This is a genomic window from Hymenobacter nivis, assembly GCF_003149515.1.
Lineage (GTDB): Bacteria > Bacteroidota > Bacteroidia > Cytophagales > Hymenobacteraceae > Hymenobacter > Hymenobacter nivis.
Window position 1 is genome coordinate 1468451 of the sequence record NZ_CP029145.1, and the last position, 22032, is coordinate 1490482.

The following is a 22032-nucleotide window of genomic DNA, read 5'->3' on the forward strand; positions in this document are numbered from 1 at the left end:
GGGCTTCAGGCGGCGCGGGGCCCCGGAGGCGCGGGCAGCCGCGCGCGCAGCAAGGCCGCGTCGCGGGGGCCCAACGCGGCCCGCACCGCGATGGTATAGAGGGGCAAACCGGCTAGCGCGGCCGCCAGGGCGGGGTCGGCCAGCCGGGCGGCGTCCTTGGTGGTGGTAAAAATAGGCCAGCCGGGCCGCCAGTGCTCCCGCAGTGCCGCCAGGTCGGCGGGCACGAAGGCGTGATGGTCGGGGAAATCGGCGTGGAAGACTACTTCGTAGCCCAAGCCTTCGAGGTGCTGGCGCAGGGGCCCCGGCTGCGCAATACCGGTGAGCAGCAGCGCCGAACCGGCCGGCGCGGGCGGCCCGGCGGCTTCTGCCAGGGCCTGCGGCGGGCCGTATTCGTAGCTCGAAAACAGCACCGGGGCCCCGGGCCGGGCGTAGCACCGGATACGCTGGGCCACGGCGGCGCAGGCGGCGGCGGGGGCCCCGGGCGGGCATTTCGTGGCAATAATGATGTCGGCCCGGCGGGCCCCGACGCGGCTCTCGCGCAGGCGGCCAGCGGGCAGCACGTGGTCGGCGTAGAATGGCCGGGCCCACTCGGTGAGCAGTACATTCAGGGCGGGGCGCACGGCGCGGTGTTGGTAGGCATCGTCGAGTACGACGACGGTGGTTTCCGGATGCGCTTGTAATAGTAATTCCACGCCGAGGCGGCGGGCTTCGGCCACGGCCACGGGCACGCCCCGGGGCCCAAACTGCTCAAAATACTGCCACGGCTCGTCGCCCACCGTAGCCGCCGAATCGAGGGGCCCGGCCAGGCGGGGCCCCCGGGTGCGGCGGCCGTAGCCGCGGCTGAGCACGGCCGGGCGGTGGCCCTGGCGCAGCAATTCTTCGAGCAGCCAGATGACGTGCGGCGTTTTGCCGGTGCCGCCCACCCGCAGGTTGCCCACGCCCACCAGCGGCACGGCAAAGGCCTCCGAATGCTTCCAGCCCCGGTCGTACAGCCAGTTGCGAACGGCCAGCACGCCCGCGTAGAGCCAGGAGAACGGCAGCAACAAAAAGGCGAATCCAGCGGGCATACGGGGGCAATGTTCCAAAGCAACGGCCCGCAAAAGTACGGCCGCCGCCGGCCCGCCCGCACAAATCGGCGGCCGCGTGGTTGCTTGCAGCATCCTTATCCGCCGCGGGCCTCCACTATGCGTTTCCCCTTGTATTTGCTGGCCCTGCTGGGGCCCCTGGCCACCCGGCCCGCCACCGCCCAAACTGCCGTCGCCGACACGCTGCGGCCCGCTACCCTGCCGCCCGCGGCGGGGCCTCTGCACGGGTTCGACGCCGAGCGCAGCCGCCTCGACCAGCGCGGGTTGCTCGTGCTGGGCACTTGGGCGGCGGGCAACTTGCTGGTCAGCGGCATTGCCACGGGCCAAACCGACGGCTCAGCCCACTACTTCCACCAAATGAACATCGGCTGGGGCGCCGTGAACCTGGCGCTGGCTGGGGCCGGCCTGCTGGCCGCCCGCCGCGCCGCCCGCGCCCCCGGGGCCCCCACCGACCGCCCCAGCGCCGTGCGCGCCCAGCTGCGCACCGAAAACCTCTATCTCTTCAACGCTGGCCTCGACGTGGCCTACCTGGCCACCGGCGCTTACTTCCTGGAAAAAAGCCGCAACCCCGCCACCGACAACCCCAACCGCTGGCGCGGCTACGGGCAGTCGCTGCTGCTACAAGGCGGCTTTTTGCTGCTGTTCGACGGGTTCCAATTTGCCACCCACCACCGGCACGGCCAGGCCCTGTACCCGCTGCTGAGCCGCGTGCGCCTGGGCCCCGGCGGAGTGGCCGTGGTGCTACCGCTGCGCTGATTTCGCCCCAATTTCGCCCCATGCCCACTTTCGCTAGCCGCCTACTGCATTTCCTGCGCACGTTTCCGCTGCCCGGGGCCCTGCCCACCGGCGTGGAGGCCCTGAGCCCGTTCCGCGAGCTGGCGGTGTACGACTTACTCAGCCAGTTTGCGCACAAGTTCTACGCCGATAACCGGCCCCGGGTGGCCGTGCTGGGCATCAACCCCGGCCGGCTGGGCATGGGCCGCACCGGCGTAGCCTTCACCGACCCGGGGGCCCTGGCCGAGTTTTGCGGCATCGCCCACAGCCTGCCCCGGCAGCGGCCCGAAATTTCCGCGCAGTTCGTGTACCAGGTGGTAGCAACTCTGGGGGGCCCCGCGGCGTTCTACCAGCACTTCTACCTGGGCTCGGTGTACCCGCTCGTATTGCTGCGCAATGGCCTGAATTACAATTATTACGACGCGCCCGCCCTCACCAAATTATTGTGGCCCGACATGCAACTGTCGTTGCGCCAACAGGTAGCAGACCTCGGCCTGCGCGCCGACGTAGCCGTGAGTCTGGGCAAGCGCAACGGCATCTTCTTCAACCGATTAAACGACGAATTGGGCTTGTTCAAAAAGATCATCGTCCTCGACCACCCGCGTTACCTCATGCAGTATCACCGCCACGACTTAGCTGCCAACGTGGCGAAGTACGTGGAAGCACTGGGCGAGTGCTTAAGCCCAGCTAATCCTTAGCAGCTAACAACTGTCACCTGATAACTACTAACTGATAACTAACTTAAATGCCTACCGTTCACGACCTAGCTCAGTTGCTCGAAGCCGCCGCGCCCCTCGCCTACCAGGAGAGCTACGACAACGCTGGCTTGCAATGCGGCGACCCGCAGGCCGAGATTACCGGCGTACTTATTACGCTTGATTGCACGCCGGCCGTGGTGGCCGAGGCCGTGCGCCGCGGCTGCAACGTGGTAGTCGCCCATCACCCGGTCATTTTCCGCCCCCTTAAGCGCCTGACGGGGGCCAACGAGGTGGAGCAAACCATTATGACGGCCCTGAAAAACGACGTGGCCATCTACGCCGCCCACACCAACCTCGACAACGTGCGCGGCGGCGTGAACGACAAGCTGGCCGAGAAGCTGGGCCTGACCAAAACCCGCACCCTGGCCCCGCAGAGCGGCCTGCTGGCCCGCCTCACCACCTACGTACCCAACCGGCCCGAAGACCAGGCCACCGACCTGGCCGGCCGCGTACTGGGGGCCCTGTACGCCGCCGGCGCCGGCCAGGTGGGCCAGTACGCCGCGTGCAGCTTCCGCGCCGACGGCCTGGGCACCTTCACGCCCGGCGCGGGCACTCGCCCCGCCATCGGCCAGGAAAACCACCCCGAAACCGTGCCCGAAACCCGCCTCGAAGTGCTGCTGCCGCTGCACTGCCAGGCCGCTGTACTGGGGGCCCTGCGCCAGGCCCACCCCTACGAAGAAGTTGCCTACGAAATAGTTAAGCTTGAAAACACACACCAGGACGTGGGCGCTGGCCTGGTGGGCGAGCTGCCGGGGGCCCTGGCGCCGGCCGCCTTCCGGGCCCTGCTTAAGGAGCGGTTGCGCGTGCCGGTGGTGCGCTTCACGGCGTTTGAGAAGGAGATAAAGACCGTGGCGCTGTGCGGCGGGGCGGGCGCGTTCCTCATCGGGGCAGCGCGGGCGGCGGGGGCCGATGCCTACGTGACCGGCGACGTGAAGTACCACGAGTTTTTTGGGGCTGAGGGGCGGCTCATGCTCTGCGACGTGGGCCATTTCGAGAGCGAGCAGTTCACGGGCGAGGTATTCCGCGATTTGCTCCTGGCCGGTTTTGGGCGTACTTTTGCGGTCTTATTCGCTGAGACTCCTACGAATCCCGTTCACTATGACTGCTAAAGCTGCCGCCCTGGCCCACGCCGATGTTCCCGTAGCCACCAAGCTGGAAGCCCTGCTCGCTTTGCAGCGCCTTGATTCCCAGCTGGATGAAATCCGGCGCGTGCGTGGCGACCTGCCCGAGGAAGTGCGCGACCTCGAAGACGAAATTGCCGGCTACGAAGTGCGCGTGAAGAAATTCGACGAGGACATCCAAGGTCTCAACGACTTTATCAAAAGCCGCAAACAAGCCAGCAAAGACGCCGAAACGCTCATCAAAAAGTACGACGAGCAGCAGCAGAACGTGCGTAACAACCGCGAGTTCGAAGCCATTGCCAAGGAAATGGAGCTGCAACGCCTCGAAATCCAGATTTCGGACAAGAAAATCAAGGAATCGCAGTACCAGATCGACGTGAAAAACGCCGAAATTTCAGGTACCAAGAGCAAGCTCGATGAGCGCCGCAAGGACCTCGACACCAAAAAGGGCGAGTTGGACACCATCATCGCCGAAAACGAGGAAGAAGAGCGCGGCATCCTGGCCCAGCGCGAGGAAGCCACCGCCCCGGTGGAGCCCCGCCTACTGACGGCCTACACCCGCATCCGTGGCAACGTGCGCAACGGCCTGGCTGTGGTGCTGGTGCGCCGCGACGCCTGCGGCGGCTGTTTCAACACGGTGCCGCCCCAGCGCCAGGCCGACATCATTTCGCACAAGAAAATTATCGTGTGCGAGCACTGCGGCCGCATTCTGGCCGACGTGGAAGGCCGCGCTACCGCCAACGTTTAATTTGGCTGAACTGGGCCCTGCAGTGCCCGCTCGGAAGAAATAAGGAAAAGGAACGGCCCCGCGCCGTTCCTTTTTTGTTGACTGGCTATTCCATGTTTCAATTACCTCGCAGGCAAATATTCCGCTCTTTCTGGCTGCCCACCCGGGCGCTGGGGGCCCTCGCTGGCCTGTGGCTGCTAACGGCTTTTGCGTCCCAAGGCCCCACCAACGGCGAAGCAGAGGCCCTCGCCCCCACGCCGGCCGCCGCACCGGCGGCCGATAACCAGCTGCCGGCCAGTAGCCAGCGCGCCTACGCCGAGGTGCTGAAGCTGCGCCTGGGCCCCGCCCGGCAGCTGCTGGCCCCCGAGCTGGCCCGCACACCCTGGGCCCCCGCCCCCCTGCTGGTGGCCGACTGCGCCGACTTCGTGGAGCTGCTGGCCACCCAGGACGCCACCCGCTACGCGCAGCTGGTGCCCGGCCAGCAAGCCCGGCTCGACGCCTTGGACGGGGCACCGGCGGGGCCCTGGCGCGACTACACCCGCGCCGAAATCCGGCTGCACCTGGGGTTGGAGCACGTGGGCTTTGGGCACCAGGTGGCGGGGGCCTGGCAGTTGCGCCGCGCCTACCAGCAGGCGCAGGCCCTGGCGCGGCAGTATCCGGGCTTCGTACCGGCCCGTACTACGCTGGGCCTGGGGCAGTTTGCCATCGGCACGCTGCCCCAGGGCTACCACTGGCTGCTGCGCCTGCTGGGCCTGCCCGGCGACGTAGACGCCGGACTCGCCAACCTCAGCCAGGCCGCCGACCAGCCCCACGCCTTCCAGGCTGAGAGCCAGCTGTTCCGGGCTCTCATCCGCGAAACGTACTTCAAGCAGCCCGCCGAGGCACTGCGGCTGGCTACCCAGCTGCCTACCCAACAGCCCGACAACCTGCTCTTTGCCTACGTAGCCACCACCGTGCTCAAGCGCCAGCACCAGACGGCCGCCGCCCTGGCCGCCTACCGCGCCCGGCCCACCGGCCCGGTCTACCTACCCTTCGCCTACCTGCACCACCTGGCCGGCGATTTGCTGCTCTACCAGGCCGATTACGCCGGTTCGGAGCGCGAAAACCTGCAATTCCTGCGCGAATACCGGGGCCAGAACTACCGTAAGGATGCCGCCTTTAAGCTCTACCTGGCAGCGTGGCTGGGCGGACAGCCGGCCACCACCGTCGAGCGCTACCGCCAGCAAATCAACCTGGCGGGCCCCACCATAGTGGAGGAGGATGCCTACGCCCAGCGCTTCTACCACAACGCTCAGAACCTCAGCCCCATCCTCACGCGGGCGCGCTTACAGCTCGACGGCGGCTACTACCGCCCGGCACTGGCCACTCTGCGCGCCTTCCGGCCCACGGCCGCCACGCCCCTGCGCGACCGGCTGGAGGGCCCCTACCGCTACGCCCGCGCCTACCAGGGCCTGGGCCGCCCCGACTCAGCCCGCCAAGCCTACGCCCAAACGCTGGCTATTTCCACACAAGCGGGCGAAAACACCTACTACTTCGGGCCCCAGGCCGCGCTGGAACTGGGCTACCTGGCCCGGGCCGCCGGCCAGCGCCCCCAAGCCAAAGCGTACTTCGAGCAAGCCCTGCGCTCGCCCGCGCACGAGTACAAAAACAGCACCGATGCCAAAGCCAAGCTGGCCCTGCGCGGGTTATAGTATCGAAGCTGTTTGAGCTAAGAAAAACCGCATAAAAAAGGCCGTTATGCTGCGAGCAGCGAAGCATCTCTACCGCGTAACTAATCCTGATTACTGGCGCGGGGAAGGTGCTTCGCCACGCGCTGCATGACGTTCTAGTTTTTGGCGGTGGTCCAAAGCAGGATGATACCGGACCTTTAGTTTGTTAATTAAGTCAGCTTAAAAACACGTCAGGAAAGCTGGAAAGACGAATATTCAGACATCATAAATTGAGTGAAATACCGAAATCATCTCGCTTTGGACCACCGCCTAGTTTTTTAATTCAGGAATAATTATCCTCGATAAAATGCCGTGAGTCAGCCTCTCATCATTCCATTAGCCAGCCTACCCACTGCGCCCGGTGAGTTCCGGCGGCGCGCCTTGCAGTGGGCGGCGCAATTTCGGTACTGCGCCTATTTTGAGCACAACGACCAGCTAGCCTACCCCCGGGGCCCCTTCGGCCGGCTGCTGGCCGTGGCCGACGCGGCCCCGGGGGCCCCGGGCTCATTGGCCGGGCTGGGCGACTACCTGGCCCAGCCAGCGGCGGGGGCCCCGCGCTGCGGCTTCCTCACCTACGACCTCAAAAACGAAGTAGAGGCCCTGTCCAGCGAAAACTTTGGGGCCCTGGAGTGGCCGCTGCTGCACTTCTTCACGCCGGCCACCTGGCTTATTTGGCAGGCCGAAACCGTAGAAATTCACGGGGTTACCGATGGGATTCTGGCTGCAATTCTGGCTACGGCGCAGCCGGCCGGGGCCCCGCCGCAAGTGCCGGCCCTGCGCCCCCGCTTGCCCAAGGCCGATTACCTGCGCGCCGTGGCGGCCGTGCGCGAGGACATCCTCAACGGCGAGGTATACGAGTTGAACTTGTGCCAGGAATTCTACGCCGAAAACGTGCAGCTGGACCCCACAGCGCTTTTCTGGCGGCTCAACGCGGCCTCCCCGGCGCCGTTCGCGGGCTTTGTGCGCTGGCACGACCACTACCTGCTCTGCGCTTCGCCCGAGCGGTTTTTGACGCGCCGGGGCCCCACCATCCTCTCCCAGCCCATCAAAGGCACCCGCCGCCGGGGCCCCACGCCGGCCGACGACGCGCAGCAGCGCCAGGCCCTGCTAGCCGATGAAAAGGAGCGCGCCGAGAACCTGATGATTGTGGACCTGGTGCGCAACGACCTGGCCCGCGTGGCCGCAACTGGCTCGGTGCGGGTACCCGAACTCTTTGGCCTCTACCCGTTTCGCCACGTGTGGCAAATGATTTCGACCGTGGAGGCTACCCTGCGCCCGGGTGTGGCGCTGCCCGAAATCCTGCGCGCCACCTTCCCGATGGGCTCCATGACCGGGGCCCCCAAAGTGCGCGCCATGCAGCTCATCGAGCATTACGAGCGTAGCCGGCGCGGCCTCTACAGCGGTAGCATCGGCTGGGTGGGCCCCGGCGGCGACTTCGACTTTAACGTAGTGATTCGCAGCCTTCAGTACCGGGCCGATACCGGCTACCTCAGTTTCCAGGTCGGCTCTGCCATCACCTATGATTCCGACGCCGAGCAGGAGTACGCCGAATGCCTGCTCAAGGCACAGGGCCTGCTGGAAGCGCTGGGCACGGTTATCAGTTAACCGTTGTACTCGCCACGAAGTAGGGTGCGGGGCTTGTCCCCACCCGTCGTTGAACGAAAGCCGACTGAACCGTTCAATGACGGGCTACTTCGTTTTCGCATTCCACTTCGTAAGCAGTATACCAATTGACGCAAAGTGGGTTACGAACAATGTAGAACGGAGTGGCACTCCGTTTTGCACCAGAAGTCTGGGCAACATTTGAAACGGAGTACCACTCCGTTCTACCTGATTCGCGTCCTAATTCATGGCGAACATAACAATCGCTCATGTAGCAAATGGCCCCGGCTCGTTTGCACAGCGAAACAGTACGAGGCAATGTGCTAACTGTTAACTGTTAACTGATAGCTGTTAATCGACCCGCCCTGCCATTCTGTCATTTATCGGTGGGAAACCGTATCTTTGCGGCCCGCCGAAAAGCGGTCTTTGCCATGTCCCAACCCCTGCTGACCCTCGATTTTTTAGACAAAGCTGCGGCCCCTGAGCACGCCCCCGGCGACGCGGTGCACGTGAGCGCCGCCACCCGCACGGGCCGCCCCCGCTCGCTCTACATCGAGAGCTACGGCTGCCAGATGAACTTTTCAGACTCCGAAATCGTGTCGAGCATCCTCTACGATGAGGGCTTTGACCTGACCGAGGACCTGGCCACCGCCGACCTCGTGCTGCTCAACACCTGCTCCATCCGCGAAAAGGCCGAGCAGACGGTGCGGATGCGCCTCAAGCAAATCAACTCGCACAAGAAGCGCCGGCCCGGGATGCTGGTGGGCGTGCTCGGCTGCATGGCCGAGCGCCTGAAAAGCAAGTTCTTGGAGGAGGAAAAAATCGTGGACCTCGTGGTGGGCCCCGACGCCTACCGTGACCTGCCCCTGCTCATCAGCCAGGTCGACGGCGGCCAGAAAGGCGTAAACGTGCTACTCAGCCGCGAGGAAACTTACGCCGACATCACGCCCGTGCGCCTCAATTCCAACGGCGTGTCGGCCTTCATCAGCATCATGCGCGGCTGCGACAACATGTGCTCGTTCTGCGTGGTACCCTTCACCCGCGGGCGCGAGCGTAGCCGCGATGCCCATAGCATCTTGCGGGAAGCCAGCGACTTGGTGGCCGCCGGCTACAAGGAAGTGACCCTGCTGGGCCAGAACGTGGACTCCTATAAGTGGACCAGCGCCGACGGTGCCGAGTTCGTGAATTTCGCCCAGCTGCTCGAAAGCGTGGCCCTCATCAACCCCGCGCTGCGGGTGCGCTTCTCCACCTCGCACCCCAAGGACATTACCGACGAGGTGCTGCACACCATCGCGCGCCACGAGAACATCTGCAAGTACATCCACTTGCCCGCCCAAAGCGGTAATTCGCGCGTGCTCAGCCTAATGAACCGCACCTACGACCGGCCCTGGTACGAGGACCGGGTGCGGAAAATCCGCGAAATTCTGGGCGCCGACTGCGCCATTTCAACCGACATGATTGCCGGTTTCTGCTCCGAAACCGAGGCGGAGCACGAGGATACCAAGAGCCTGATGGAGTTCGTGCGTTACGACATGGCCTACCAGTTCTTCTATTCAGAGCGCCCCGGCACGCTGGCCGCCCGCAAGCTAGCCGACGACATTCCGCTCGAAACCAAGAAGCGCCGCCTCCAGGAACTCATTGACTTGCAGCAGCTTCACAGCGCCGAGCGCAACCAGCGCGGCGTCGGCCAGGTGCACAAGGTGCTGGTCGAGAATTTCTCCAAACGATCGAAAGAGCACCTCAGCGGCCGCAACAGCCAGAACCAAGTCGTCATCTTCCCAAAACAAAACTTCGTGAAAGGCGACTACGTGGATGTGCTGGTGCATTCGTCATCGGCTAGCACCCTGTTAGGAGAAGCGGTAGCTTAGTTGTGGAACATCATGTCTTATTGATAAATGATAAGCTGCGCCAAGTTCTTGTTGACTTAGAATCTTACTTCAGCATAAACCTGAATTCAGAAGTAATAGACAAAGTTTTTAAGGACGCTGAGCACGACCAAGTTTCTTACAAGACATACGTCTTTTATAGAGAATCGCATTGGCTATTTCCAACTTGGGAAATCACCGGAGCAGTAGAAGAATACGAACCGGAAACGCTGCTTATAGAAAGTAACGGCGGCTTCGGTAAGAGGAAAAAATTTGACGAATTTTTTTCCGGCCGCTAACAAAATACCTACCCCTTGACGCCTCAAGAAATTCAATCCATCAAGCAGCGGTTCGGCATCATCGGCAACGCGCCGGCGCTGAACTACGCCATCCAGGTGGCCACGCAGGTGGCCCCTACCGACATGACGGTGCTCATCACCGGCGAAAGCGGGTCGGGCAAGGAGTCGTTTTCAAAGATTATCCACGCGCTATCGCCGCGCAAGCACGGGCAGTTCATCGCTATCAACTGCGGGGCCATCCCGGAGGGTACGATTGACTCGGAGCTGTTTGGGCACGAAAAAGGCTCGTTTACGGGAGCCAACGAGGCGCGCAAGGGATACTTTGAGGTGACCAACGGCGGCACCATTTTCCTGGACGAGATTGGCGAAATGCCGCTCGGCACCCAGGCCCGTCTGCTGCGCGTGCTCGAAAACGGCGAATTCATCCGCGTCGGCAGCAGCAAGGTGCAGAAAACCGACGTGCGCGTGGTGGCCGCCACGAACCTGAACCTGCTGGAAAGCGTGCGCAACGGCCGCTTCCGCGAAGACCTGTACTACCGCCTGAGCACGGTGCCGATTACGGTGCCGCCGCTGCGCGAGCGGGGCGAGGACATCTACCTACTGTTCCGTAAGTTCACGGCCGACTTTTCGGAGAAGCACCGCGTGAAGCCGATTTCGCTGACGCCCGACGCCGTGCAGTTGCTCACGCGGTTCCGGTTTCCGGGCAACATCCGCCAGCTTAAGAACATCGCCGAGCAAATCTCGGTGCTGGAAATGGAGCGCGAGCTGGACGCCCGCCAGCTGGCCAAGTACCTGCCCGCCGCCCAAACCAGCCAACTGCCCATGCTGCTGGGCGCCGGCAGCGCGGCCGAGGGCCCCGGCGGCTACTCGGAGCGCGACCTGATGTACAAGATTCTGTTCGACATGCGCCGCGACATGACCGACCTCAAGAAGCTGGTACTGGAGCTGGCCGCCGGCCAGCGCCCCCACGAGACTCAGGAGCTGCTGCGCCAAAATAGCCACCTGTTTGCCCCTGGGGCCCCCGGCGCCGCCAACGGGTTCGACGGCAGCCCAGCGGCCGAGTATTTCCTGGGGGCCCCGACCAACCCGGTTTTACACGCTGAGGCCGACGACTACGACGACGAAGTACAGCCGGTGGAAGACATTTCGCACGAAACCGAAGAAGAAACGCTCTCGCTCGACGTTAAGGAAAAGGAGATGATCCTTAAGGCCCTGCGCAAGCACCACAACAAGCGCAAGTACGCCGCCCAAGACCTGGGCATTTCCGAGCGCACCTTGTACCGAAAACTCAAGCAATATGACCTGGAGCAAGTGTAAGTTGCTGAATATCAGACGTCATCTGTCAGCTGTCAGCCTCTTTGGAATTCTGCGCAAAAGAGCTATCAGCTATCAGCTACTGTTACTGACCATCAGTTTAACGTTGACGGGTTGCGGGGTATACTCGTTCAACGGCACCAACATCGACCCAGCCATCCGCACGTTTTCCATCCAAACCATCCAAACCACGGCCCCCAACGCGCCGGCTTTTTTAACGCAGCGGTTCACGGAGGATTTGAAGGATTATTTCCAGCGCAATACCAGCCTGAAACTGGTACCGCGCGACGGCGACATCCAGTTCGACGGCAGCATTGTGGCCTACGACTACGCTCCGGCCGCCATCCAAAAGGTGAACAACGTGGACCTAGCCGGCTCCAGCCGCCTCACCATTCAGGTGAAAGTGCGCTTCGTGAACAGCAAGGACGAAAAGGCGAGCTTCGACCAAGTGTTTCAGAGCTTCGGCGATTTTCCCTCGACCCAGGACGTAGCGGCCGTGAACAACGACCAAACGGCAGTGCGCAAAATCACGAGCAACGTCATCACCGATATTTTCAATAAATCGGTGGCTAACTGGTAGTTGAATAAGTAAAGAAGCTGTTTAAAATACCGTGGGGGGTCAGTTTTAAATATCCAGAATTCCTTAAATAGCTTTTACGTCACGGTTTATTAATTCGTAATTTCCAACTCCTAATTAAAGAAGTATGACCCGCGCCGCCCTTCTGCACATCCTCGACCACCCCACGGCCATTGCGCCGGCGGAGGTGCGCGAGCTGGAGCAGCTGGCCCAGGCGTTTCCGTACTGCCAGACGGCCCACCTGCTGCTGGCCAAAGCTGCCCACGACCAAGGCACCATGCTGGCCGGCCAGCGCCTACGCCGCGCCGCCACCTACGCCGCCGACCGCGAGCTGCTACGCCGCCTCATCGAGCAAGTAGCCTCCGCCGGGGCCTCCACCGCCGCACCGGAACCTGCCCCTCTCGAAGCCGCCCCCACAGCACCATCAGCCATTGCCGGGGCCCCGGCCGCTACCCCGATAGTATCCAATGCTGCTTCCGTTCCCGGAGCGGCAACGGAAGCAACGCCAGCAGATTTAATTGGCAGTCTGGCCGTTACCCCAACGCCCGAAATTCCGGTGCCAGAGGCTTCCGCAGTAGAAGCACTGGTGACAGAAGGGCAGGTGACGGAAGCTCCGACCCTGGAGGAACAGGTACCGGAGGCAGTTGCTGCAGAAGAAGTAACCGGGGCCCCAGGGCTTGAGGGTGCACTGAACGAGACTAATTCGAACGAAGAAGCACGGCCCGGTGGGGCCCCAGCTTCGGCAGCTGAGGGATCACAACTTACTACCAATGAGGCAGTAACTACCGCTCCGGCTGAAATTGAAACCGAGGTGGCTGAAGCACCGATAAGCGCGCCGGACACGCTGGCTCCCGAGCCACTCCCGGAGCTGCCAGCTGGGGGCCCCGACGAGCCCGAGCTACCGGCCGCAGCGCCCCCCATCCACCCGCCGGAAGCGGCCAGCGCCGCGCGGATAGAGTTTGATTTGCTGGAAGCACCTGATCCTGTGGCGCCCGTGTATGAGCTGCCGGGGCTGGTGGACGAGTGGGCCGCCGCGGCCTCCACGCTGGCGCTGGCCTCAGCAGCGGCGGCTCCTTTGCCAGCCGTGGCCAACGCACGGGCCCTGACGGCCGCCGACTTCACCGGCGATGCGGAGCTGGGCTACGGCCTGGGCAGCAGCCGGCTGGGCTTCGCCGTGCAGCTGCTGAACTCGTGGGCGACCGACGACCAGGCCGCCGCTGCTGCGGGGCCCACGGCCGCGCTGCCGCCCACGGGCGAATTCTTTGCTCCCGACGCGCTGCTGCTCGACCACTGGACGGCCCACCGCCCCCCAGACGCGCCCTCGTCCATCGACCTCATCAACACCTTTTTGCGGCGGCAGCCACGCCTCACGCGCCCGGCCATGCTGCCGCCGGCCGCCGGTGCGCAAGCCGACCTAAGCGTCCGCAGCACCCGCCCCGAAATCGAGCTGGCATCCGAAGGCCTGGCGCAAATCTTGGCGCGGCAGGGCAAAACGGCCCGGGCCATCGAGATTTACGAACGCCTCATGGTGAAGCAGCCGGAAAAAATGGCGTACTTTGCGGCCCAAATCCACCAATTGCAACCCCCGGCCCGCTAGGTGCCGCTGTTTCCTTTCTCCTGATGTACACTGCCTTACTGATCCTGATTCTGTTCGTGTGTTTTCTGCTCTCGCTGGTAGTGCTGGCCCAAAACCCCAAGGGCGGCGGCCTGTCCGGCCAGTTTAGCGCCGGCGGCGCGGCCAGCATGATTGGCGTGAAGCGTAGCGGCGACCTGCTCGAAAAGCTGACCTGGGGCCTGGCCATTGGCTTGGTAGTGCTCTCGCTCGGCACCCACATGCTGGGCAAGGGCATAGCGGGCCCCACCCGCAGCGTGAACCAGCAGCGCGCCCTCGAAACCAGGCTGCCCGCCGCTCCGGCCCTGCCGACGCAAACGGCCCCGGCCCCTGGCGTAACGGCCCCGGCCACGCCTGCCCCGGCTCCCCAGCCCGCCAAATAAACGACGGTGGGGGCCCGGTGCCCCGCATGAGCTTAGCCTTGCCGGCGGCTCCGCGACAAGCGGGGCCGCCGGTTTTTTGTGGCCGTGTCTTGCCATTTTTGCCAGGCGGCGGGGCAGAGTTAGCGCATTTTGTCAGGGTTTGGGGCCCTGGCACGGGAAATGACGGGGTGCCGTTTATTCTGATCACCCATCCTTTTTAACCTTAACAAACCCAGAATGGCACTTAGCATGAAACCGCTGGCTGACCGCGTCATCGTCCGCGCCGCCGCCGCCGAGGAGAAAACCAAATCCGGCATCATCATCCCCGACACGGCCAAGGAGAAACCCCAGCGCGGCGAAGTAGTGGCCGTGGGCGAAGGCAAAACCGCCGACAGCGGCTCGCTCATTAAGCCCCAGGTAGCCGTAGGCGACCAAGTGCTGTACGGCAAGTACGCCGGCACGGAAATCACTGTCGATGGCGAGGACCTGCTCATCATGCGCGAGTCGGACATCTTCGCCGTGCTTTAAGCCTCGGCTTAACCCGCGAAAGTCCCTAATCAACCCATACCCTCATACCTTCATTACCTAGTAATGGCTAAGAACATCCAATTCGATACCGAAGGCCGGGCCCGCTTGCAGGCCGGCGTGAACAAACTGGCCAACGCCGTGAAAGTGACCCTGGGGCCCAAAGGCCGCAACGTCATTATCGACAAGAAATTTGGGGCCCCCACTATTACCAAGGACGGCGTGACCGTGGCCAAGGAAATTGAGCTGCGCGACCCGGTTGAGAACATGGGCGCCCAACTCGTGAAGGAAGTGGCTTCAAAAACGGCCGACCAGGCCGGCGACGGCACCACGACCGCGACCGTGCTGGCTCAGGCCATCTACATGGCCGGCTCGAAGAACGTAGCCGCCGGGGCCAATCCGATGGACCTGAAACGCGGCATCGATAAGGCAGTTATCGCCGTGGTGGCCAACCTGAAGACCCAGTCGAAGAAAATCGAGAACAATTCGGAGATTGCCCAGGTGGGCACGATTTCGGCTAACAACGATGCGGAAATCGGCAAAATGATTGCCGATGCCATGGACAAAGTGGGCAAGGAAGGCGTGATTACCGTGGAAGAAGCCCGCGGCACCGAAACCGAAGTAAAAACGGTGGAAGGCATGCAGTTCGACCGCGGCTACCTCTCCCCTTACTTCGTGACCAACCCGGAGAAGATGGAAGTGGAGTTCGACTCCCCTTACGTGCTCATCTACGACAAGAAAGTGAGCACCATGAAGGAGTTGCTGCCCGTGTTGGAGCAAGTGCTCGGCACCGGTAAGCCCTTGGTTATCATTTCGGAAGACGTGGACGGTGAGGCGCTGGCCACGCTGGTGGTGAACAAGCTGCGCGGCTCGCTGAAAATTGCCGCCGTGAAGGCTCCTGGCTTCGGCGACCGCCGCAAGGCTATGCTGGAGGACATTGCCACCCTCACGGGCGGTACCGTCATCAGCGAAGAGCAGGGCTACAAGCTCGAAAACGCCACCCTGGAGTACCTGGGCACGGCCGAGAAGATCATCATCGACAAGGACAACACCACCATCGTCAACGGCAAGGGCGACAAAGCCGCCATCCAGGGCCGCATCGCCCAGATTAAGGCCCAGATGGAAACCACTACGAGCGACTACGACAAGGAGAAGCTCCAGGAGCGCCTGGCCAAGCTGAGCGGTGGCGTGGCCATTCTCTACATCGGTGCCAGCACCGAGGTGGAAATGAAAGAGAAGAAAGACCGCGTGGACGATGCCCTGCACGCCACCCGCGCCGCCGTTGAGGAAGGCGTGGTACCCGGCGGCGGCGTGGCCCTGGTGCGTGCCATTGAGGCCCTGGCCGCAGTGGACACCCATAACAGCGACGAGCGCACTGGCGTGAACATCATCCGCACTGCTCTGGAGGCGCCCCTGCGCTGCATCGTGCAGAACGCCGGCGGCGAAGGCTCGGTGGTAGTGCAGAAAGTGCGCGAAGGTACCGGCGATTTCGGATACAATGCCCGCGAAGACCGCTACGAGAACCTCGTGGCCGCCGGTATCATCGACCCGACCAAAGTGACCCGCCTCGCGCTGGAAAACGCTGCCTCGATTGCCGGCTTGCTGCTGACGACCGAAGCCGTAATTTCGGACGAGCCTGAGCCTAAGGAGTCGGCCGGTGGCGACGGTGGCATGGGCGGCATGGGTGGCATGGGCGGCATGATGTAGACCGCAGATTATGCAGGTTTAACGGATTAGACGGATTCCGTTGGTACGTTATTGCTCATAAGAAAGCCCCGCTGGACGTTGGTCCGGCGGGGCTTTTTTGTAGGCCAAGTGCCCAGCAATTGGAACGCTGGGGCCCCCCGGCCCTTTTCACCCGCGCCGCCTACGGGCCTGGGCAAACTGGCCCGTTGCTATACCGTTCCGGACCCAGGCACATTTTGGGCCCCGCAGTTGTCAATGGCGGTGCATTTGCAACTAGTCTCAGCGTGGCCATCGGCGCATTAAAAAGTCCCACTGCTAGGGCTAGCGGGATTTTTAAGTACTCACGCATAAGTAAGCGTATTGAATTGAACGTCATGCTGAGCGCAGTCGAAGCATCTCTACCTCGTAAGTAAATAATTACTGTTGCGGTAGAGATGCTTCGACTGCGCTCAGCATGACCGCCTTTTTTGCTACGGTTACTTTTGCGCGACTACTTAATGCGCCAATGGCGGGGCTAAGCCGCTTCGGCCTCGCGGGCGTTCATGATTTTCACCAGCTTACCGCTGATTAGCAGCAAAACGGCGGCCGCCACCGTAGCCGACACGACGAACACCATGAAGAAATCGTACAAATTATTGATGTGGTAGCCCAGCAGCACCGGCGCGGGGGCTGTGGACTTGGGGTCGGGGTAGAGGCTACTCATGTAGCCAGCCAGGTAGTTGGCAGCGGCGTTGGCCAAAAACCACACGCCCATGAGCAGCGAGGCGAATTTGACGGGCGCCAGCTTGTTCACCAGTGACAGGCCGATGGGCGACAGGCACAGCTCGCCATAGGAGTGGAAGAAATACAGGGCGACTAAGTAAAACATGCTCACCTTCACGCCCGGCTGCAAGTCCTTCACCCCGAAGCACATCACCAGGTAGCCAACGGCCAGCAGCAGCAGGCCGATGGCCATTTTCACGGGCGAGGGCGGCTCGTTGCCGCGCCGGCCCAGGGCCGTCCAGAGCAGGGCCATGATGGGGGCCCCAGAGATGACGAAAATCGAATTGAGGTTTTGGAAAATGCTGGGCGGTAGCGTGAACCCAAAAATCGTGCGGTTCATGTTTTCCTTGGCGAAGAAGGTGAGCGAAGCCGGCGCTTGCTCGAACGCCGCCCAGAAGAACACTACGAAAAACGACACCACGAAGATGACCAGCACGCCCTGGATGTCGGCCTTGGAAAGGGACTTGTCGCTGAAAATCATGTAGGCAATGCCAACCACTGCCACGGCTAGCAGCGGGGCAATAGTGGGGAATTTGGCCGAATCGAGGTACAGCACGCCCAGCACCAGCACCAGCAGCACCGGCAGCAGCGCATAGATGCCATTTATGCCGCCCGAGTGGGCCGGCGTGGTGCCCACCGCCTGACCCTGGGGCGTGTGGAGATACTTGCTTTTGCCCCAGTTAAATACCACGGTGCCCACGGTCATGGCGATGCCGCAGGCCAGAAAGGCCCAGCGGAAATCGTTGGCGTGGCCCGTGTCGCCGATGAGGCTGGTAATGGTGTTGCCAATGAGGGAGCCCAGGTTGATGCCCATGTAGAAAATGGTGTAGGCCGCATCTTTGCGCGAATCGCCGGGCGTATAGAGCGAGCCGACCATCGACGAGATATTGGGCTTGAAGAAGCCGTTGCCCACAATCATAGCGCCCAGGCCCAGGTACAGCAGCCAGTGGCTGGCGGCGTGCGTGGCGACGGGCCCGTAGCTGCTGGCGGAGGCAAACAGGATGAACTGCCCCGCGGCCATGAGCAAGCCGCCGACCAGAATAGAGCGCCGGTTACCCCAGTAGCGGTCGGAAATGTAGGCCCCGATGAGCGGTGTGAGGTAAATCAGGCTCGTGTAGCCGCCGTAGAACTTCGAGGCGAACGGCTTGTCCATCAGCATGGCATCGGTGAGGAACAGCACCAGCACGGCCCGCATGCCGTAGTAGCTAAACCGCTCCCACATTTCGGTGGCAAACAGCAGGTACAGCCCCTTGGGGTGGCTGGTGGAAGCCGGAATGGCTTGCGCGCGCTGGGCAGCAGCAGGTTGCATAAAGTAGGTATAGGAGTGGAAAAAGGCCGTGCCGCCGGCCACCGCAAATAGCCGGCAGTACGGGATGGGTAAAGCTAGGCATGTTTTGGCAGTCGGGCCGCGGGGGCCGCGGCGCTAGAGCTGGGCGGCGGCCGGGGCCCCCGCGGCCTGGTAGGCCCGGGCGCGGTAGGCCCCCGGCGAGAGGCCGGTTTGCTTGCGGAAGAAGCGCGTGAAGTAGCCGGGATCAACAAATTGTAGCTCGTAGGCGATTTCCGACACCGCGAGCGACGTGTACACCAAGTAGTTGTGGGCCCGGCGCAGGGTGTGGGCTTGCACAATTTGCAGGGCCGTGCGCCCCTTCACGGCCTGGCAGATACGGTTGAGGTGCACGGGCGTAATCTTCAGCTCCTGGGCGAAGTCGGCGATTTTCTTCTCGAAGGGTGCGGCCCGGGCAATGGCCTTCTGGAACTCGCGGAAGTAGTGGAGGGCCCTGTTCGGGCTGGCGGCCTTGCGGCGGTTGTGGTGCAGCAGCCGGAACAACTTCACAAACAGCAGTTTGAACAGGCCGTTCAGGGCGAGTTGCTTGCCGGGCAGGTCGGCGTGGGTTTCGGCGTGGATTTGCTGGGCCAGGGCCAGTAGATCGGCAAAGGGCACCTCGGCGCTGAACTCGGCCAGCACGTGCACTGCGTTCAGCTCCACCAGCACGTCGGGCGTGGCCTGCAAAATGGTGTCGAGCAGGCCTTCCGAGAGCGTGAGCGTGCGCCCCCGCACCTGCGGGCTGAACGTGAAGCCGTGCACCGTGCCCGCCGGGATGACCACCACGCAGGGCGTGATCAGCGCCAACTGCGCGGGGGTTTCGAGGGCGGCGCGGCCAGCTTCCAGGAAAAATACCTGGAACAGGTTGCCGTGGAGGTGCGGCTTCAGGCCCCAATCGGTGAGGCGCTGGCGGGGCGCAATGAGCTGGCTCTGGAGGTAGTCGTAGCTGACGCCGGCCTGGTGGTCGCCGTAGATGCCATTGTAGCGCGCGATTGCCTGGGGCATGGCTGGTTGGGAGGAAATAGTAGTTTTTTACCGCAAACCGATGAAATTCATCCGCAAGGTATGATTTGTCCTGGTAATGCTGCGAATTGTTTCAGTACGGGACTGGGGGTCCCAGCTACCTTTGTCATCTTTCAAAAGCGCCCCTCAACTGCCCGTTTCCACTACCGTCTTCGGACATAAACTGCTTGTTTACAAGGTATTTCTACTGGCCACAAGCCTTGCCAGCCGCTTGGCCGCCGGAGCCTTCCCCGCCAGATATTTTTTTAGGCCCCCGGCACCCAGGACATTTCGTATCATCCTTCCCAACCTAATTTCGTCCCACCCATTTTTCTATCATGCCCATGCCAACGTCCGTCTCCTCGCCCGCTGCCGCCGACCGCTTAACGCCACTGGGCTTTGGCGCCACCACCGGGGCCGTGCACCTCAACCTGCCGCCCGCCGCGCTGGTTGACCACGCCCTGCGCCGGGGCGAAGGCGAACTCACCGACACCGGGGCCCTGATGTGCGACACCGGCCAGTTCACGGGCCGCTCGCCCAAGGACCGCTTCATCGTGCGGGACGCCGGCACGGAAAGCAGCGTGTGGTGGGGCGACATCAACATCCCGTTTGCGCCGGAGAAATTCGACCAGCTGCACCAGAAAATGGTGGACTACCTGGCCGACAAAGAAGTATTTGTGCGCGACGCTTACGCCGGAGCCCACCCCGCCTACCAGCTGCGGCTGCGCATGGTGAACGAGATGGCGTGGCACAACCTGTTCTGCTACAATATGTTCCTGCGCCCCGAGGAAGGCGCCGACACCAGCTGGCTGCCCGATTTCAGCATCATCTGCGCCCCAGGCTTCCTCGCCGACCCGGCCGTGGACGGCACCCGCCAGGCCAACTTCGCCGTCATCAACTTCACCAAAAAGATGATTCTGATTGGCGGCACGGGCTACGCCGGGGAGATGAAAAAAGGCATTTTTGGGGTGCTGAACTACTTGCTGCCCCACCAGCACGCCACGCTGCCCATGCACTGCTCGGCCAACGTGGGGCCTCAGGGCGACACGGCCATCTTCTTCGGCCTCTCGGGCACGGGCAAAACCACCCTTTCGGCCGACCCCAACCGCGGCCTCATCGGCGACGACGAGCACGGCTGGACGCCCGAAGGCGAGGTGTTCAACTTCGAGGGCGGCTGCTACGCCAAGGTCATTGACCTGAGCCGCGAGAAGGAGCCCGAAATCTGGAAAGCCATCCGCTTCGGCACCATTGTGGAGAACACGCGCTTCGTGCCCGGCACCCACACCGTGGACTACGCCAACAAATCGGTGACCGAAAACACGCGCACCGCCTATCCCATCGACTTCATTGCCAACGCCGTGGAGCCGGGGGTGGCCGGGGCCCCGCAGCACATTTTCTTCCTCACCGCCGACGCCTTTGGGGTGCTGCCCCCCATCAGCAAGCTTGACAAGAGCCACGCCATGTACCTGTTCATGTCGGGCTACACGGCCAAGGTGGCTGGCACCGAAATGGGCATCACCGAGCCACAAACTACGTTTTCGGCCTGCTTCGGTGCAGTGTTTCTACCACTGCACCCCACCAGGTACGCCGAAATGCTGGGCCAGAAAATGGACGAAAAACCCGACGTGAATGTGTGGCTCATCAACACCGGCTGGACCGGCGGCGCCTATGGTACCGGCCACCGCATGAAACTAAACTACACCCGCGCCATGATTACGGCGGCCCTCACCGACCAGCTCGACACGGTAAAATTCACCCCCCACCCCGTATTCGGGGTGATGGTGCCCGGGGCCGTACCCGGCGTGCCGAGTGAAATCCTGGACCCACGCCGTACCTGGGCCGACAAGGACGCCTACGACCGCACTGCCAACTCCCTAGCCGATAAGTTCGTGGCCAACTTCAAGAAGTACGCCGACTTTGCCAGCGAAGAAATCCTGGCCGGGGCCCCCCAGGCCCGCTCGTCGGCAGGGGTATAGATTCCTGGCCGCTACCTACTTACTCAAAAACCCCGGGCGCTCACGCAGCCGGGGTTTTTTGGTGCCTGGCGCAACCCCTGGCCGTGGGCGCGGTCTATGGGCGGGCGCCGGGGCCCCGGCTGCACTAATTTTGAGCTTTCCTCTTCGTATGACGCGTTTTCGTTTCCTGCCGCTGCTTCTGTTACTGCTTGCGCCCGCCCGCCTGTGGGCCTGGGGCGTGGAAGGCCACCGCGCCGTGGGCCGCCTGGCCGAGCACCACCTCACCAGCCAGGCGCGCCGCGCGGTGCACGAACTGCTAGGTACCGAAACCGTGACGCTGGTAAGCACCTGGGCCGACGAGGTTCTATACCCGCCCGTGCCGGAGTTCAAGGGCACCAGCGCTTGGCACTACGTGAACAGCCCCGGCGGCCTCGGCCACGACCAGTACGTACAGGACCTGAAGGCCCAGACCCTCCCCAACGCCTACCGCGCGCTGCTGGATAATATTACCATCCTGAAGGACAAAGCCAGACCCAGGGCCGACCGGGCAGTGGCCCTGAAGTTCGTCATTCACCTCGTAGGCGACGTGCACCAGCCCATGCACGCCGGCCGGCTCGAAGACAAGGGCGGCAACGCCATCAAGCTCACCTACCGCGGCAAGGAAACCAACCTCCACAGCCTCTGGGACAGCGGGTTGCTGGATTACCAGGGCCTGAGCTACTCCGAAATGGGCCAGCAGTACGACGACGTACCCAAGGCCCAGCAGCGCCAGTGGCAGCGCGACGATGTGGCCCAGTGGCTCTGGGAATCGTACCAGCTCAGCGAGCAGATTTACGCCGAAGCCGCCCAAAACCCCACCGGTTTCGACTACCGCTACTACCCCGCGCACGGGCCCCAGGTGCAGCGGCGCATCCAGCAAGCCGGCCTGCGCCTAGCCGCCGTACTGAATGACGCGCTGAAATAGCGCGCCCGG

Annotated in this window: 19 protein-coding genes; 16 read left to right on the plus strand and 3 right to left on the minus strand. The window is 62.9% G+C overall.

All coding sequences use genetic code 11. The features are described from left to right. Nucleotides 1-5 precede the first annotated feature (5 nt). Nucleotides 6-1067, minus strand: a complete 1062-nt coding sequence (gene lpxK / locus DDQ68_RS06350; RefSeq protein ID WP_162549900.1) for a tetraacyldisaccharide 4'-kinase — start codon at nucleotides 1065-1067, stop codon at nucleotides 6-8. A gap of 117 nt (nucleotides 1068-1184) precedes the next feature. On the opposite strand from lpxK, the gene DDQ68_RS06355 reads away from it, so the two are divergent. The 14 genes from DDQ68_RS06355 to groL all read left to right on the plus strand — a co-directional run bounded on the left by DDQ68_RS06355 (nucleotide 1185) and on the right by groL (nucleotide 16037). Next, nucleotides 1185-1841 (plus strand): DUF6992 family protein, encoded by a 657-nt coding sequence (locus DDQ68_RS06355; RefSeq protein ID WP_109655553.1) that lies wholly within the window; start codon nucleotides 1185-1187, stop codon nucleotides 1839-1841. 20 nt (nucleotides 1842-1861) lie between these two features. Further along, the gene (locus tag DDQ68_RS06360; RefSeq protein ID WP_109655554.1) at nucleotides 1862-2557 is read left to right on the plus strand and encodes a uracil-DNA glycosylase family protein; all 696 of its coding nucleotides are present in this window, start codon (nucleotides 1862-1864) and stop codon (nucleotides 2555-2557) included. A gap of 47 nt (nucleotides 2558-2604) precedes the next feature. Beyond that, on the plus strand, nucleotides 2605-3726 hold the full coding sequence (locus tag DDQ68_RS06365; RefSeq protein ID WP_109655555.1) for a Nif3-like dinuclear metal center hexameric protein: 1122 nt from the start codon (nucleotides 2605-2607) through the stop codon (nucleotides 3724-3726). Further along, the gene (locus tag DDQ68_RS06370) at nucleotides 3716-4486 is read left to right on the plus strand and encodes a zinc ribbon domain-containing protein (protein ID WP_068232747.1); all 771 of its coding nucleotides are present in this window, start codon (nucleotides 3716-3718) and stop codon (nucleotides 4484-4486) included. Before DDQ68_RS06365 ends, DDQ68_RS06370 begins: the two co-directional genes overlap by 11 nt. Before the next feature lie 92 nt (nucleotides 4487-4578). Further along, nucleotides 4579-6156: a tetratricopeptide repeat protein gene (locus DDQ68_RS06375; RefSeq protein WP_109655556.1), complete on the plus strand. Its 1578-nt coding sequence runs from the start codon at nucleotides 4579-4581 to the stop codon at nucleotides 6154-6156. Between the two features lie 330 nt (nucleotides 6157-6486). Beyond that, on the plus strand, nucleotides 6487-7779 hold the full coding sequence (locus DDQ68_RS06380; RefSeq protein ID WP_245897341.1) for an anthranilate synthase component I family protein: 1293 nt from the start codon (nucleotides 6487-6489) through the stop codon (nucleotides 7777-7779). A 428-nt stretch (nucleotides 7780-8207) separates the two neighbouring features. After that, nucleotides 8208-9644: a tRNA (N6-isopentenyl adenosine(37)-C2)-methylthiotransferase MiaB gene (gene miaB / locus DDQ68_RS06385; RefSeq protein ID WP_109655557.1), complete on the plus strand. Its 1437-nt coding sequence runs from the start codon at nucleotides 8208-8210 to the stop codon at nucleotides 9642-9644. Between the two features lie 2 nt (nucleotides 9645-9646). Then, nucleotides 9647-9940 (plus strand): hypothetical protein, encoded by a 294-nt coding sequence (locus tag DDQ68_RS06390; RefSeq protein ID WP_109655558.1) that lies wholly within the window; start codon nucleotides 9647-9649, stop codon nucleotides 9938-9940. A 15-nt stretch (nucleotides 9941-9955) separates the two neighbouring features. After that, complete coding sequence (locus DDQ68_RS06395; RefSeq protein WP_109655559.1) at nucleotides 9956-11257, plus strand: sigma-54 interaction domain-containing protein; 1302 nt, start codon at nucleotides 9956-9958, stop codon at nucleotides 11255-11257. A 103-nt stretch (nucleotides 11258-11360) separates the two neighbouring features. Beyond that, on the plus strand, nucleotides 11361-11834 hold the full coding sequence (locus DDQ68_RS06400) for an LptE family protein (RefSeq protein WP_245897343.1): 474 nt from the start codon (nucleotides 11361-11363) through the stop codon (nucleotides 11832-11834). Between the two features lie 124 nt (nucleotides 11835-11958). After that, nucleotides 11959-13428, plus strand: a complete 1470-nt coding sequence (locus tag DDQ68_RS06405) for a DUF8458 domain-containing protein (protein WP_109655561.1) — start codon at nucleotides 11959-11961, stop codon at nucleotides 13426-13428. A 23-nt stretch (nucleotides 13429-13451) separates the two neighbouring features. After that, complete coding sequence (gene secG / locus DDQ68_RS06410; RefSeq protein WP_109655562.1) at nucleotides 13452-13826, plus strand: preprotein translocase subunit SecG; 375 nt, start codon at nucleotides 13452-13454, stop codon at nucleotides 13824-13826. A 216-nt stretch (nucleotides 13827-14042) separates the two neighbouring features. Beyond that, nucleotides 14043-14333, plus strand: a complete 291-nt coding sequence (gene groES / locus DDQ68_RS06415) for a co-chaperone GroES (protein WP_068232777.1) — start codon at nucleotides 14043-14045, stop codon at nucleotides 14331-14333. Between the two features lie 63 nt (nucleotides 14334-14396). Next, complete coding sequence (gene groL / locus DDQ68_RS06420) at nucleotides 14397-16037, plus strand: chaperonin GroEL (RefSeq protein ID WP_109655563.1); 1641 nt, start codon at nucleotides 14397-14399, stop codon at nucleotides 16035-16037. A gap of 493 nt (nucleotides 16038-16530) precedes the next feature. On the opposite strand, the gene DDQ68_RS06425 is transcribed toward groL, so the two are convergent. Together DDQ68_RS06425 and DDQ68_RS06430 are read right to left on the minus strand one after the other, a co-directional pair. Next, nucleotides 16531-18087, minus strand: coding sequence for a peptide MFS transporter (locus DDQ68_RS06425; protein ID WP_109658338.1), 1557 nt, complete (start codon nucleotides 18085-18087; stop codon nucleotides 16531-16533). Nucleotides 18088-18201: 114 nt separating this feature from the next. Further along, the gene (locus DDQ68_RS06430) at nucleotides 18202-19107 is read right to left on the minus strand and encodes an AraC family transcriptional regulator (RefSeq protein WP_109655564.1); all 906 of its coding nucleotides are present in this window, start codon (nucleotides 19105-19107) and stop codon (nucleotides 18202-18204) included. Nucleotides 19108-19448: 341 nt separating this feature from the next. Between DDQ68_RS06430 and pckA the strand changes: the two genes are divergently transcribed. Next, nucleotides 19449-21080, plus strand: a complete 1632-nt coding sequence (pckA, locus tag DDQ68_RS06435) for a phosphoenolpyruvate carboxykinase (ATP) (protein ID WP_109658339.1) — start codon at nucleotides 19449-19451, stop codon at nucleotides 21078-21080. A 148-nt stretch (nucleotides 21081-21228) separates the two neighbouring features. After that, on the plus strand, nucleotides 21229-22023 hold the full coding sequence (locus DDQ68_RS06440) for a S1/P1 nuclease (protein WP_109655565.1): 795 nt from the start codon (nucleotides 21229-21231) through the stop codon (nucleotides 22021-22023). The last annotated feature ends 9 nt before the right edge of the window (nucleotides 22024-22032 follow it).